Source organism: Acinetobacter yuyunsongii (assembly GCF_041021915.1).
In the GTDB taxonomy this organism is placed as follows: domain Bacteria; phylum Pseudomonadota; class Gammaproteobacteria; order Pseudomonadales; family Moraxellaceae; genus Acinetobacter.
The window spans coordinates 2,054,167-2,067,715 of sequence record NZ_CP157435.1; the positions used below are offsets into that span (position 1 = coordinate 2,054,167).

Genomic DNA, 13,549 nt, shown 5'->3' on the forward strand with positions numbered 1-13,549 from the left:
TTGTGCCCTGTTATAGCACGTAATTTTTATTTTAGGCTATGGCTTTTTGTACGAAGAATTCACTTTTTAGCTCTTTTTTATAAAAAAAAGACACTTAAATAAGTGCCTTTTCAAAAAGTTTTACATTTTATTCAGCAGCGAAACTCAAGTTCACCACATCGAGACGATTTTTCATCTCTTCAGGGTCTTTCATATCAAATTCACGTTGCCCATCTAAGGCTTCGAAATCAAACAATTCACGGTCAGCCAATTGTGAAGGCGATACATTCTGTAAGGCACCAAAGATGCTATGTAAACGTTTTGGATGTTGTTTATCCCATTCACGTAGCATGTCATTAATAATTGCACGTTGTAAGTTTTCTTGTGAACCACATAAGTTACATGGAATGATTGGGAACTTTCGTAAATCAGCATATTTAATAATGTCTTTTTCTTCGACATAAGCCAAAGGACGAATCAAGATATTCTTTTTATCTGAAGAAAGAAGTTTTGGTGGCATTGCCTTTAAGCTACCGCCATGGAATAAATTTAAAAAGAAAGTCGCCATAATGTCATCGCGATGATGACCTAATGCAACTTTGGTTGCACCGATTTCTTGTGCGAAGCCATATAACGAACCACGGCGTAAGCGTGAACATACCGCACAGTAGGTTTTACCTTCAGGCGTTAGGCGTTTAGTAATCGTATAAGTGTCTTTTTCAAGAATGTAATATGGAATGTTATTTTCTTCCATATAACGTGGTAAAACATCTTCAGGAAACCCTGGTTGTTTTTGATCAAGATTCACCGCCACAACATCAAAGTTAATCGGCGCGATACGTTTAAACTGCAATAAAATATCAAGCAACGTGTAACTGTCTTTACCACCAGACACACAGACCATGACTTTGTCGCCATCTTCGATCATGTTGTAATCACGAATTGCATGCCCTACTTGACGACGAAGCTTTTTCAACAGGCGATAATATGCCGAACTCGTCGGAAGCTCAGGCTTAAAATTAAATCCTTGGTTGGACTCCACTGGCGCGTACATAGACGTGATTTACTCATAAACAAAAATACCGCAAGATTTTATCCGATTCCGAAAAGATGCGCACCTAAAGAATTTTTCAATTTCGTGCAATCGTCATATTTCAGTTTCATACTAGTAAAATTCTGACCAAATTATGTCAAAACGGTCTGGATTGCTTATATTTCAAACTTTTCCACAGTTTTCCACAAAAGCTGTGGATAAAATTGTGGATTTCTTCGCTATTGACAAAGTATTTTTATGTGAGAACAAGGCTTACAATCAAATTGATCATTTTTTAACCAATGATTTTTATTTAATAAAAACAATGCTTTAAATATGTCAAGACTTAGATTTTAAAAAAAATAATTTAATTTTTTTTGCTGAACATTCGCACAAATCGACTTGCTTTTTGTAAGACAGTGGAAATAAAAAAATTGTAGCTAAAGTTTTTTTTATGCTTTTTTTTGTTACACTGCTGTGAAGAACTCATGCTCATCTTTTGTGAATATTATAATGATGGACAAAACAAAATATATTTTCGTCCTTTTTTTGGGGACAATCGGTTTTTTAAATACGACTGTACCTGGTTATGCTGGTCAAACCATTTATCAATTTAAAGATGATAATGGTACAACTTTGCTTACCAATAAAAAGAAAGCTGAATATAATCACCTAAAAGTGATTAAAGCGACCTATTATCCTGATAGCAATATTCACAGCTATAGTAACTGGGGGGCAAGTGAAGCCTCTGTTCTACCAAGTTATAGTCGTAATAAAAATGCTTTTGATCAAATGATCCGTCAAGCAGCGCAACAGCATGGCGTTTCAGAAGGTCTTATTAAAGCCGTTATGCATACTGAGTCAGGTTTTAATATTAATGCGCGATCCCCTGTCGGTGCTCAAGGATTAATGCAACTGATGCCTGCAACTGCACGGCGTTTTAACGTGAATAATGCTTACGACCCTCAACAAAATATTTTTGGTGGTGCGAGATATCTAAGTTGGTTGTTAAAACGTTTTAATGGCAATACGCAACTTGCTATTGCTGCTTATAATGCTGGTGAAGGTAATATTGATAAATATGGTGGAATACCGCCATTTCGTGAAACACAAGATTATGTCCGTCGTGTCACAAGTCGTTTTCAAAATCTCTATTCATCAGGTCTAAGTTCAACTTCGAGTTCTAATAATGCAAATACTCAAGTGATTGCTCAATCGGCAAATTATACATCTTCAAATTCAGAAGCTGTGTCCGCACCTAAACAATATAGTCGTCAAATTATCACATTGGCCGATGGTACTTTTACAGATGCACCAGGCATATATACCACAGCGAATGCAACTGCATCTGCACGAATACGAGTAAGTGATTAAACAAAGAAATCACTTATTCTCACATCATGATTTTATTTGTTTTTTTCAAATAAATTAGTCGTTTTCCCCTTCTTAAAACACTTCTATTGTTTTATTAGCTTAATGTATCTACGCTCATTTTTTGCTTGAATTTTTAGGGTTCGCCCTGCATATTAGCGTTATGATTTATAATTTATAAATCAGATCAGTTTTTATTTATAAGAGGATTTTCTCAATGATGCGGATTGGTTTGTTCTTGCTGACCAACCTCGCGGTACTGGTTGTAGCTGGCATTATCTTGTCACTCTTCGGTGTCGGTAGTTACCATGGCGCGGGTGGCTTGAATCTAGGCAACCTTTTAGTCGTCTGTTTTGTCTTTGGTATGGTGGGTTCTTTAATTTCCTTATTCATGTCGAAGTGGATGGCGAAAAAAACCACTGGAACTGAATTAATTGACCCAAATGCTCCTCGTAGTCAAGCAGAAGCTTGGTTACTACAAGAAGTGGCACAACTTTCTCAACGTGCAGGTATTAAAATGCCTGAAGTTGGTATTTTCCCTTCTTACCAGTCCAATGCATTTGCGACAGGTTGGAATAAAAATGATGCTTTAGTCTCTGTCTCGACAGGCTTACTTGAGCGTATGAACAAAGATGAACTTCGTGCTGTACTTGCGCACGAGATCGGTCACGTTGCCAACGGCGATATGGTCACTCTTGCATTGATTCAAGGTGTAGTGAACGCCTTTGTGATGTTCTTTGCACGTATTGCAGGTGACTTTATTGACCGTAATGTGTTCGGTCGTGAAGATGGTGAAGCACCTGGTCTTGCTTATTTTGCTATTACGATTGTACTGGACATCGTATTTGGTATTTTGGCCTCTGCGATTGTAATGTGGTTCTCTCGTCAACGTGAATATCGCGCAGACGAAGCTGGTGCACGTTTAGCAGGCAAACAAGCAATGATTTCTGCTCTACTTCGTTTACAGGCAGAGTCAGAAATGCCAGATCAAATGCCAAAAGAAATGAAAGCATTTGCAATTGCGGAAGGTAAGGAACAAGGCTTTAGCTTAGCGGCTTTATTCCAAACTCACCCAACCATTGAACAACGTGTTGCCGCTTTACAGCAATTAAATGTTCAATAATCAGTATCAGATAAATGATAAAGCCTCCGTTATGGAGGCTTTATTTTTGCTTAAAATCTAGTGTGCTTGGAAAGATTGATAAAACTGCCACAGATAACTCAAACCTGCCCAAACTGCAACAAGCAATAAAATGAGTACTGCAATACCCAATAAATCTGGGATACGTAACCAAATCCAACTTACGATCGGATTACGCCAGAAAGCTGAAGTTTTCTGCTTTTGTTCTAGGGATTCATGCAAGAATGGATGCACCACATGAATATCACTATGCACTTGATATTCCTCACGGATATAGTCATGAACGATTTCCAGTGTCTTACGACTTGGACGAATAAATACATCAAATAAGGTACCGACAATCGGTACAAAACCCACCAACATATCCATAATCGCCAATTTGACCACACCCTTCAATTTATGCTGTGGTACGCCCACTTCTCTGGCTTTTTTAAAAGCATATAGTGTTAAAACAAAACCTGCGATATCGCCCGCAAACGGCATGGTACTCAATGCAGCATCTGCCCCGACTCCCTGTTTGGTAAAAGGAATTCGAACCAAACTGTCCATGGTATTGGCAAATTTTGCTAAATCACGTTCAACAGCAATCGCTTGCTGCTGAGTTAATTTTTTTTGTTCTGTTGGAGCAGTCATTCACTCAACCTAAAAACGTTGTTTATGCTTGAGAATAAAGTAGTTTTTAGGCTTTGTCGGTACAATTATTATTATCAATCAGAATAAAATCATTGAAGCAATTAATAATTCAGGTCTATGAGCTTAACTCATAGACCTGATCATTCATTTGCACTGAATTTTAAAGATTGTCTTATTCAGTGGTTTCCAGTTTATGTTTAGGCTGGAACATACTGGCAACCAGTACAAACATAAATGGAATAAATATCAGTACCAATATTGTCCCGAATATCACACCACCTAAAACACTGATACCAATTTCTTGACGGCTTACAGCCCCTGCTCCAAATGCAAAAACCAGTGGAATGACTCCCGCGCCAAATGCAAAAGACGTCATTAGAATAGGACGCAAACGCAGCCCTGCACCTTGTAGTGCTGCTTGAATGGCATTTTTTCCTTGTGTTTGTGCCATCGCTGCAAATTCAACAATCAAAATTGCATTTTTACAGGATAAGCCAATTGTTGTAAGTAAAGCGATCTGAAAGTAAACATCATTTGGTAAAGCAAAAATATGGGCAAAAATAATACTACCGCCAATCCCTAAAGGAATTGCGGTCATCACAGCCATAGGAATACGCAGACTTTCATACAACGCGGCTAAACATAGAAAAATAAATGCAATAGAAATTAGATATAGCCAAATTGCTTGATTAGTCGATTGCTGCTCTTGATAAGAAAGCCCAGTCCATAGTAAACCTAAGCCTTCTTGTTGACCCACCAACTGTTCAATATCTTTCATGGCTTGGCCTGAAGATTGACCATTGACAACGTTAGCTTGTAATTGCAAAGCACTGTATCCCATATAGCGTTGCACAATGCTTGGTGTCCCTCCCCATGATGTCGTTGAAAATGAACTAAAAGGAACCATTTGATTTTGATTATTGCGTACTGACCAGCTATATAAGTCTTCAGGCTTAGAACGGAATGGTGCATCACCTTGTAAAATAACTTGTTTAATTCGACCACGGTCAATAAAGTCATTCACATATGTCCCACCCCATGCGGTCGACAAAGTACTATTAATTTCATTTAGATTTAAACCATTTGCCATCGCTTGCTTATGGTCAATCTTCACATTCAAAGTAGCTTTACTATCAGTAGATTGTTTATCTAAGTTTTCAAAACTTGAATATTTTTGTCCCAACTGTTGCAACTGTTTAAAACTTTGATCGAGGAATTGCTCACCTTGCCCATTAATATCCTGAATCCATAAATCCATTCCATCAGTTGCGCCTAATCCATTTACCGAAGCAGGCAACGTCACATTGATCTGTGCATCGGGAAATTGGCTAAAATATTTAAGTGCTCTCTTGCGTATAGCTTCAGCAGAGTTTTTCTTCCCAATACGGTCGTCCCAATGATTTAATGAAACAAAGCCTTGTCCAAGATTTTGCCCCGTTCCAGAATTATTTCGTCCGTAACGAATAAGCACTAAATTGACATTTGCTTTTTCATTCTGAAGAAAATACTGACGAATTGCCTCACCGACCTCCTGACTTTTTGAAAGTGGCGCACTATCCACTAATTTAAATTGAACACTTAATATCCCTTGGTCTTCTTTTGGTAAAAAACTACTTTGTAGACTGCTATAGAACAAAGCAAATACGGCAATTAATGCAATAAAAATCACAGATACAGAGATTTTATAACGAAGCATGGTTTGCAGTAGAGATAAAAACTTATTTTTAAGTGTGTCTATCCCGTTGTTGAACCGAATCGCCCATGACTTAGGTTGATGGTTTGGCTTTAAAATCAAAGCACATAAAGCGGGTGTAAGCACCAAAGCCACTACTAAAGATAAGACCATCGCAGCAACCAAAGTGATTGAAAACTGACGATAGATAACCCCGATAGAACCAGCAAAGAAAGACATTGGAATAAAAACGGCTGTTAACACCATGGTAATTCCAATCAATGCACCACTAATTTCTTGCATAGATTCAACAGCTGCTTGTTTGGGTGATAAATGCTGCTCATGCATAAGCCGTTCAACATTTTCCACCACAACAATTGCATCATCAACCAACAAACCAATCGCAAGCACCAATGCAAAGAGAGTTAAGGTATTAATACTAAATCCAAGTAATTCAAGTACGGCAAAAGTCCCTAAAATCACGATCGGTACAGTAATAGTTGGAATAAGCGTTGCACGCCAACTTTGAAGAAAAAGAAACATGACTAAAATAACTAAACCAATTGCTTCGACAAGTGTTTTAATCACCTCTTTAATAGATTCTTGCACAAAGGGAGTATTATCTCTTGGATAAACGATCTTATACCCTGTTGGAAGCTTGCTAGAGAGTTCATCTAAAGTCTGATGAATAAGTTTAGATGTTTGAATTGCGTTGGCACCAGAAGATAAAGAAATACCAAGACCTGCAGCTGGGTAACCATTGATCGTATTAAATGATTGATAATTTTCTGCCCCTAATTCAATCCGAGCAATATCTTTTAATTGAACAAAACTTCCAGATACATCTGATTTCACAATAATTTGTTCAAAGTCTTGAATGGTCTTTAAGCGAGAACCTGCTGTTACTTTTGCATTCAAGTATTGACCTTGAACAACGGGCAAATCGCCGATCGCACCTGCTGCCACCTGTGTATTTTGAGTAGTAATCGCGGTAACGACATCATTTGGAATTAAATTATATTGAGTCAATTTATTTGGATCTAGCCAAATTCGCATTGCATACTGCGATCCAAAAATATCTGTTTCACCGACGCCATCAATCCGATTTAAATTATCAAGGACATGTGTAGATAGATAATCAGACAACGCAATATTATTTGCTTGCCCTGTACTGTCATACAGTCCAATCACCATAAAGGTATCACCCAAGGACTTAGTGACATTAACTCCCTGCCGTTGTACCGCATCTGGGAGACGGCGTATCACACCACTAATTTTATTTTGTACTTGAACCTGTGCTGTATCGGGATTTGAGCCATTTTCAAAACTAATCGTAATACGGCTACGACCAGCTGCATCGCTGGTTGAACTAAAGTACAGTAAATGATCAAGCCCTTGGATTTGTTGCTCTAAAACTTGAGTTACACTTTGTTCAACTGTTTTGGCATCAGCACCACTATAGTTGGTCGATACTGTAATTTTCGGTGGAGCAATATCAGGATAACGTTCAACTGGCAAATTCAGAATTGCCAGTATTCCTAATGCCATAACAATAATGGCAAGCACACCTGCGAAAATTGGACGCTCAATAAAAAATTTAGATAGCATGGCTGCTCATTCCATCGTGGAAACAGTCAATTTTTTCAAAAAGATAGGAAAATAGAGGGACTTTCAATCTACGATCATTACCGAGCTTTCAAGGAAACACCATCCTTATTAACATATCATTGCAAAAAGCGAAAATTACGGAGAAATAATGAATTTTTTATTGATCATCAGCATATTTCATCGAAAACAAATCAGGTCAAAAATTTAATTTACTATCCAATCAAATACTTCTTAATTTTAGATTGACACTCCACTCACTTAAACCGATAGTAGCACGCTCTCCGTTGCTCCCTTATTTTTCTAGGCATATATGAAGGCCAGTTTTAAACATTTTAATATTCTGCTCCTAATTCTATTGCCCGCATTAATTACTGGGGGATTACTCAGTATTGCTGGCAATTTGTCTGATGGTTTAAGACTGGGATTTCTTTCTTTGCCAGGTGTAGGTTTAATTTGGCTTGCCATTAAAACACAAAAAAAATATTGGTATGGACTTACAGTTTTATGGTGGTTTGCGACTTGGCTTGATGTACTACTACGTTCGAGTACGTGGTTTTTATTTAATAGTGATAATGAAGCCTATTTTATTATTGAAGCTATTGCCAATACCAGTCAGCAGGAAACGTGGGAATTCATACAACTACACTTAAGCACAATCTTAAGTGTGATTTTTAGTCTACTTTGCTTGCTTATTCTTTACAGTATTTCTACTTTCAAAGTAATTAAAGCTCACCATCTTGATCAGATGTGGCAGAGTCGAATTTATCGTAGTTGTATCGTTTTACTTGTTCTATTAACAATAACAAGCTATTTAATGAAGCCATCACGTAAAGTTCATCCCATCATTTTTTGGTCAGACTATCAAACAAAACTTCAGGATTTTAAAAATAGAATTAAGCAACATCAAAATGTACACCGACAATGGGACATCAGTGCAAAGCAAAATTTAACTCTAACAAAAAAACAGGATGAGAAACAAACACATGTGTTAGTTCTCTCAGAGAGCTTAACAAGTTTAAATTTAGGTGTTTGTGGTTATCAACGCGAGACGACTCCAGAATTAGCAAAAAAACTTGATGAGTTAAAAATCTTTTGTAATGCATTTTCACCGTCACCTTCAACGATCAATGCGCTACGTGTTTTATTGACTGAAAGTCCTGCATCTGCGCATGATCAATATTCTTCAGAAAGTGTTTTAGCTTACGCTCGGGCAGCAGGCTATAAGATTTATTGGTTAAGCAATCAAGATGATAGTTATTTATCTTCATTATTTGGTTCTTATGCAGATACGGCTGTTTATAAAAATACACGATCAGGAAGAAGTAGTCATTCATTAGATGAAAAGCTTATTCCCGTTTATCAACAAGCTCTTGCAGATCCGGATCCTAAAAAACTGATTATTCTTCATTTGATTGGCGCACATCCAAATTACCAAGAACGTTACCCATTAGCGTTTAATAAATTTACTGGAGACAGTAATGATGCTGTCGAACTCGACCTCAAGAATCGTAATATTGATCCTTGGGTTCGTTCACTACGCAATGATTATGATAATGCAGTATTATATGAAGACTCGTTGCTTGCTAGATTTTTAGATGATCTAAAGGCTGATAATAATTCTGATTTTAGATCTTTTATGGTCGTTTCAGATCACGGAAATGAAGTTGGTCATGAAATTGACTATGCTGGTCACAGCCCGAATACAAAAGCGGGATACCAAGTTCCTGTGATTATGTGGCATGACAATATGCAAGTCACGGGTGTCAATAAAGAAAAAATGCTTAATACAGCAGAACTTGATAACAATTTAATGCATATCATGGGTCTTAAAAATAAAACTGCTTCACCGCAATCTTATTGGTTAGATCGTGATTATCGTTTTACGCCTGAAGTAAATTGGCCTTATTGGCAAAATAAGTCTTAAAAATTTAATCTAGAGAATGCCCATCATTTAAATCCTGTTAGAAATTTGACTCAATCGGTAATCCCCCCTAAAAATAAAAGGATGTAAAAGTAGAATTTTCTCTTAAGATCAAAGCAGGAGATTCTGCATGAAAACATCTAAATTTACTGACAGTCAGATTATGTCTATTTTGAAACAAGCGGAGTCTGGCACGCCTGTTGCCACCCTTTGCCGTGAACATGGTATGAGTAATGCGACTTTTTACAAATGGCGGGCTAAATATGGCGGCATGGATGCCTCATTAATTACTCGATTGAAAGAACTAGAAGCCGAAAATGCCAAGCTAAAAAAGATGTATGCTGAAGAGCGGCTTAAAGCTGAAATCATTCAGGAAGCCATGTCAAAAAAGTGGTAAAGCCATCTTGTCGTCGTCAGATGGCACAACAAGCCGTTGGTGATCATGCCGTCAGTATTCGTTTGGCCTGCCGTGCATTTAGTATCAGTGAAACCTGCTACCGTTATCAGTCCAAATTGAACGATGACAATGCACTGATTGCAGAACAATTGATTGAACTCACCGAAGAAAATACAGATTGGGGCTTCGGGCTATGCTTCTCTTATCTACGCCATGTTGAGAAGTGTGGTTGGAATCATAAGCGTGTTTACCGTATTTACTGTGAGCTGGCATTGAATCTGCGGATCAAACCAAGAAGACGATTAAAACGACATGTACCTGAACCATTGAAGGAACCAACTCATCCAAATCAAGTATGGTCATTGGATTTTATGCATGATCAGTTAAGTGATGGACGAAGTTACCGTTTGCTTAACGTAATTGACGACTATCGACGTGAGGGTTTAGTGATTGAAGCAGGTTTTTCACTGCCTGCACTGCGCGTCATTCGTACACTTAACCAATTGCTCGAATGGAGAGACAAACCGCTTGTGATTCGCTGCGACAATGGACCTGAATTTATCAGCCACGAATTCGTACGTTGGGCAGCTGAGCATGGTATCCGTATTGAATATATTCAACCAGGCAAGCCACAACAAAATGCTTATATCGAACGATACAATCGTACAATGCGTTATAGTTGGGTGAGCAAACATTTGTTCGATACATTGGAGCAAGTACAAGATTATGCAACACAGTGGTTGTGGCACTACAATCATGAACGACCACATCAAGCTAACGGAGGCAAACCACCTTTGATGGCTGCTTAACCTCTACTTTTAAATTCAGTTATTTATGGGAGGATTACCAATCAACGAAGCAGCTTATCGATTTGGATAGAAACCTATCTAAATTGAATTCGCAAGTTGCTTGTGTTTGACTTGTTCCCATTGCCACCAACCATATGCAGCCAACAACACAAAAGCGGCATACAATCCTGCGGTTAAAAATAATTCTTTATAAATAAACATACCGACATAGACAATATCGACAAATACCCAAAGTACCCAAGTTGCGATATGTTTACGACTTGTCCAATAGGTTGCCAGTAAACTAAAAGCAGCGAGCTGCGCATCTAATAACGGTACAGCAGCATCGGTAAAATGTTTAAGCGTTAAACCAAACAATAATCCACCGATTGCTGCTAAACACATTTGCATCAATACCATTTTGGCTGCAATTGGTTCGATCCGAATCTCATGGTCTTGGCGTTTACCTTTCAGCCAATAATAAAAACCATAGAAATTAATCAGCATAAATAAGAATTGTAAAATTGTTTCGCCGTATAATTTAAAGGTGAAAAAAAGGTAAGCATATAAAATAAATGCCAAAAAATTAAACCACCAACACCACATATTCCGTTTTATCGTGAGCGCAACACCGATCACACTAATAATAACGGCAATAATTTCTAAAGAAGACAAGAGCAAACTACTTTGAAAATCCGAATGACAACATTATGGAAATATTCTTTATTTAAGCAAGCCAAAAAATCTTGATCTGATGCGCTTCTATTCGCCATATTTTTAAAGCTTTAACGCCAAAGGTTATTTTTCACTCAAGCCTTATGCTATAAAAATGTAAAGCTTATTTTAAAATTTCTCACATGTTGATTCACAAGGTTTCAGCCACTCGTCTTATTCACATTAAGGATTGCATTCCCGCCAATGCAATGTGGCGAAGCGTCTGCATTTTTATGCGAGGGGACTTTGCACATCTCTTTCATCCGATGACAATTTAACAAGCTCATCATTTGAAAAATTGAGGTTGCCTCAATTGCGACCTTTTTTATTGCCTTCATTTTTAATTACTCAAATATAGCGTTGCAATCACAACGACAACGGTAGCATTTCCATGACACAGTGAGAGTGATGCTGATTACGATTATGACGCCTGTATTAGCAAGTTTTTGAGGGATATTTTTCAATCATGAGCCGCTTAATTCACATTTGATTTTAGGCTTAATCTTTTTATGTGCGGGATTGTTTTTATATGCTTATCGCTCAAGCCCACATCGAATTAAATAGTATAAAACTGATAGGTCAATAAAATGACCTATCCTTTATAGTCTCAATCCGTTTCACACTGTAAACTACATACCATCCAATTAGAATTTCCCACAGATTTGCTCAAGGATGAAAGAATCTATGCGTTCAAATATTTTATGGCTTTGCTTTGGCATTTTTTTGCTATTACAAGGTTGTGTCAATGCGACAATTCAACCTCAAAAAATTCAATCTCAACCAACAGAATTAAAACAACGTTATTTTCAAGCAAAAACAATCGCATCAGATGGAACAATCATTGCGTTTACAGTGTATCAACCACATTTAAAAGCAGGACAAACTGCTCCTTTGCTGCTACATACCCATGGTTTTGGTTTATCTCGAATGAAAAGACCAGAATTAAGCTTGTATGGTTTTTTACTTCCGACGGGTCAAGTAGCCAAAACAGCGTGGAAAAATGGCTATTGGGTCATCAGCTATGATCAACGTGGTCATGGAAATACTCAGGGTAAAATTCGCTTAACCGATCCTGAAAAAGAAGCTCAAGATGTCATTAGCTTCATGAACTGGGCTGAAAAAAACTTGCCACAACTGGCGCAAAATCAAAATGGTGTTCGTACAGGTATGATTGGCGAATCTTATGCAGGCGGTGTGCAATACATTGCTTCTGCTTTAGACCCTCGCCTACAAGCAATTGTACCAATCACAACTTGGTATGATATCGTCGATAGCCTTGTACCCAATGGCATTCCAAAAGGAGATTGGCTAAGTTTCTTGAATTTGATTGGTGACTGGTGGAACTGGAACAAATTTGATCCCGAACTTAAACAAGCTTATCAAGATATCCAACAAGGTCAGTTGAAACAATTAACTTATGATTTTCTAAAGACACATCAAGCTAGTTGGTTTTGTGAAAATGCTCAAGCGCCAAAAGCAGATGCGCTCATTATCCAAGGCTTTAGAGATGTATTATTTCCTTTTAATGAAGGCGTTAAAGCGGCTCAATGTATTCAGAAATCGCAGCATGAAGTCCATTTAATCGGCGTACAAGGCGGACATTTACAACCATTTGCACAGCGTTCTCCATTGGGTGATACTCCTTTTTGGTATATTGGGAAATCTGTTGCCTGTGGGAATCAAAAGCAATATAAATTACAAGACACGATCATGGGATGGTTTGATCAAAAACTCAAAGACCAAACTGCAACAATTGATTTACCAGAATTATGTGTCGACAAAAGTCCGGTCTATAAGTTCAAAGATTTGGATGCAAAAACACAATACACGTTAAATAAAACTTGGATTGAACCTCAGAATTCGCAAGCTGTGTTTGTTCCGATCCATACAATAACTGAATTGGCACATCTCACAGGTACACCACAACTCACTTTAAAGATCGAAACGCCAAATAATAAAATAGAACCAACACTATTTATTTCTATGGCCATTAAATCTGGAAAAACGGGTAAATATGCTATTTTAAATGATCAAACAACAGCATTAAATCCAAGCAAAAAACATACTTTTGATCAAGTTATTTCTAATAAAGATTCAGCATCGAACAAAAATCAAACTATTGAATTACCTAGTATTAATGGACTTTTAAATAAAGGCGATACTTTAGGCTTACTGATTCAGACCGAAAGTATTTATTATCAAAAAATTAAACAACCTAAAATTGAAGCATGGATTTCAGGTCAAATTACTTTACCTAAATTTTGGAGTGAGATTTCAAATAAGAAATGATCA

At 37.5% G+C, this 13,549-nt stretch carries 9 protein-coding genes and 1 pseudogene; 6 read left to right on the forward strand and 4 right to left on the reverse strand.

Features of this window, described 5'->3' with window-relative positions:
* Positions 1-127 precede the first annotated feature (127 nt).
* Positions 128-1,033, reverse strand: a complete 906-nt coding sequence (ttcA, locus tag ABLB98_RS09870) for a tRNA 2-thiocytidine(32) synthetase TtcA (RefSeq protein WP_004660841.1) — start codon at positions 1,031-1,033, stop codon at positions 128-130.
* 492 nt (positions 1,034-1,525) lie between these two features.
* On the opposite strand from ttcA, the gene ABLB98_RS09875 reads away from it, so the two are divergent.
* Positions 1,526-2,386 (forward strand): lytic transglycosylase domain-containing protein, encoded by an 861-nt coding sequence (locus ABLB98_RS09875; RefSeq protein ID WP_348882177.1) that lies wholly within the window; start codon positions 1,526-1,528, stop codon positions 2,384-2,386.
* A 214-nt stretch (positions 2,387-2,600) separates the two neighbouring features.
* On the forward strand, positions 2,601-3,506 hold the full coding sequence (htpX, locus tag ABLB98_RS09880; protein WP_004660837.1) for a protease HtpX: 906 nt from the start codon (positions 2,601-2,603) through the stop codon (positions 3,504-3,506).
* 57 nt (positions 3,507-3,563) lie between these two features.
* Here the strand turns inward: htpX and ABLB98_RS09885 are convergent, their stop codons facing one another.
* Positions 3,564-4,157: a DUF4112 domain-containing protein gene (locus tag ABLB98_RS09885; protein ID WP_348882179.1), complete on the reverse strand. Its 594-nt coding sequence runs from the start codon at positions 4,155-4,157 to the stop codon at positions 3,564-3,566.
* A gap of 172 nt (positions 4,158-4,329) precedes the next feature.
* On the reverse strand, positions 4,330-7,437 hold the full coding sequence (locus ABLB98_RS09890; protein WP_348882181.1) for a multidrug efflux RND transporter permease subunit: 3,108 nt from the start codon (positions 7,435-7,437) through the stop codon (positions 4,330-4,332).
* Positions 7,438-7,747: 310 nt separating this feature from the next.
* Here ABLB98_RS09890 and ABLB98_RS09895 point away from each other — a divergent pair, with 310 nt between their 5' ends.
* Positions 7,748-9,361, forward strand: a complete 1,614-nt coding sequence (locus ABLB98_RS09895; protein ID WP_348882182.1) for a phosphoethanolamine transferase — start codon at positions 7,748-7,750, stop codon at positions 9,359-9,361.
* Between the two features lie 127 nt (positions 9,362-9,488).
* A protein-coding gene (locus ABLB98_RS09900; RefSeq protein WP_087548153.1) for an IS3 family transposase occupies positions 9,489-10,564 on the forward strand; the annotation gives its coding sequence in 2 pieces (ribosomal slippage) (positions 9,489-9,741 and positions 9,741-10,564; 1,077 coding nt in all).
* A 78-nt stretch (positions 10,565-10,642) separates the two neighbouring features.
* Here ABLB98_RS09900 and pnuC read toward each other — a convergent pair.
* Complete coding sequence (gene pnuC / locus ABLB98_RS09905) at positions 10,643-11,218, reverse strand: nicotinamide riboside transporter PnuC (protein WP_348882184.1); 576 nt, start codon at positions 11,216-11,218, stop codon at positions 10,643-10,645.
* 444 nt (positions 11,219-11,662) lie between these two features.
* Between pnuC and ABLB98_RS09910 the strand changes: the two are divergent.
* Positions 11,663-11,821 (forward strand): annotated as a pseudogene (locus ABLB98_RS09910) (EamA/RhaT family transporter); the annotation flags it as partial.
* A gap of 120 nt (positions 11,822-11,941) precedes the next feature.
* A complete protein-coding gene (locus ABLB98_RS09915; protein ID WP_348882185.1) occupies positions 11,942-13,546 on the forward strand; it encodes a CocE/NonD family hydrolase in 1,605 nt (534 codons plus the stop codon).
* Positions 13,547-13,549 lie beyond the last annotated feature (3 nt).

Bases quoted from the DNA above. Each gene is read 5' to 3' on its own strand.
- ttcA (WP_004660841.1), bottom strand. From the start codon at position 1,033: ATGTACGCGCCAGTGGAGTCCAACCAAGGATTTAATTTTAAGCCTGAG.
- ABLB98_RS09875 (WP_348882177.1), top strand. From the start codon at position 1,526: ATGATGGACAAAACAAAATATATTTTCGTCCTTTTTTTGGGGACAATC.
- htpX (WP_004660837.1), top strand. From the start codon at position 2,601: ATGATGCGGATTGGTTTGTTCTTGCTGACCAACCTCGCGGTACTGGTT.
- ABLB98_RS09885 (WP_348882179.1), bottom strand. From the start codon at position 4,157: ATGACTGCTCCAACAGAACAAAAAAAATTAACTCAGCAGCAAGCGATT.
- ABLB98_RS09890 (WP_348882181.1), bottom strand. From the start codon at position 7,437: ATGCTATCTAAATTTTTTATTGAGCGTCCAATTTTCGCAGGTGTGCTT.
- ABLB98_RS09895 (WP_348882182.1), top strand. From the start codon at position 7,748: ATGAAGGCCAGTTTTAAACATTTTAATATTCTGCTCCTAATTCTATTG.
- ABLB98_RS09915 (WP_348882185.1), top strand. From the start codon at position 11,942: ATGCGTTCAAATATTTTATGGCTTTGCTTTGGCATTTTTTTGCTATTA.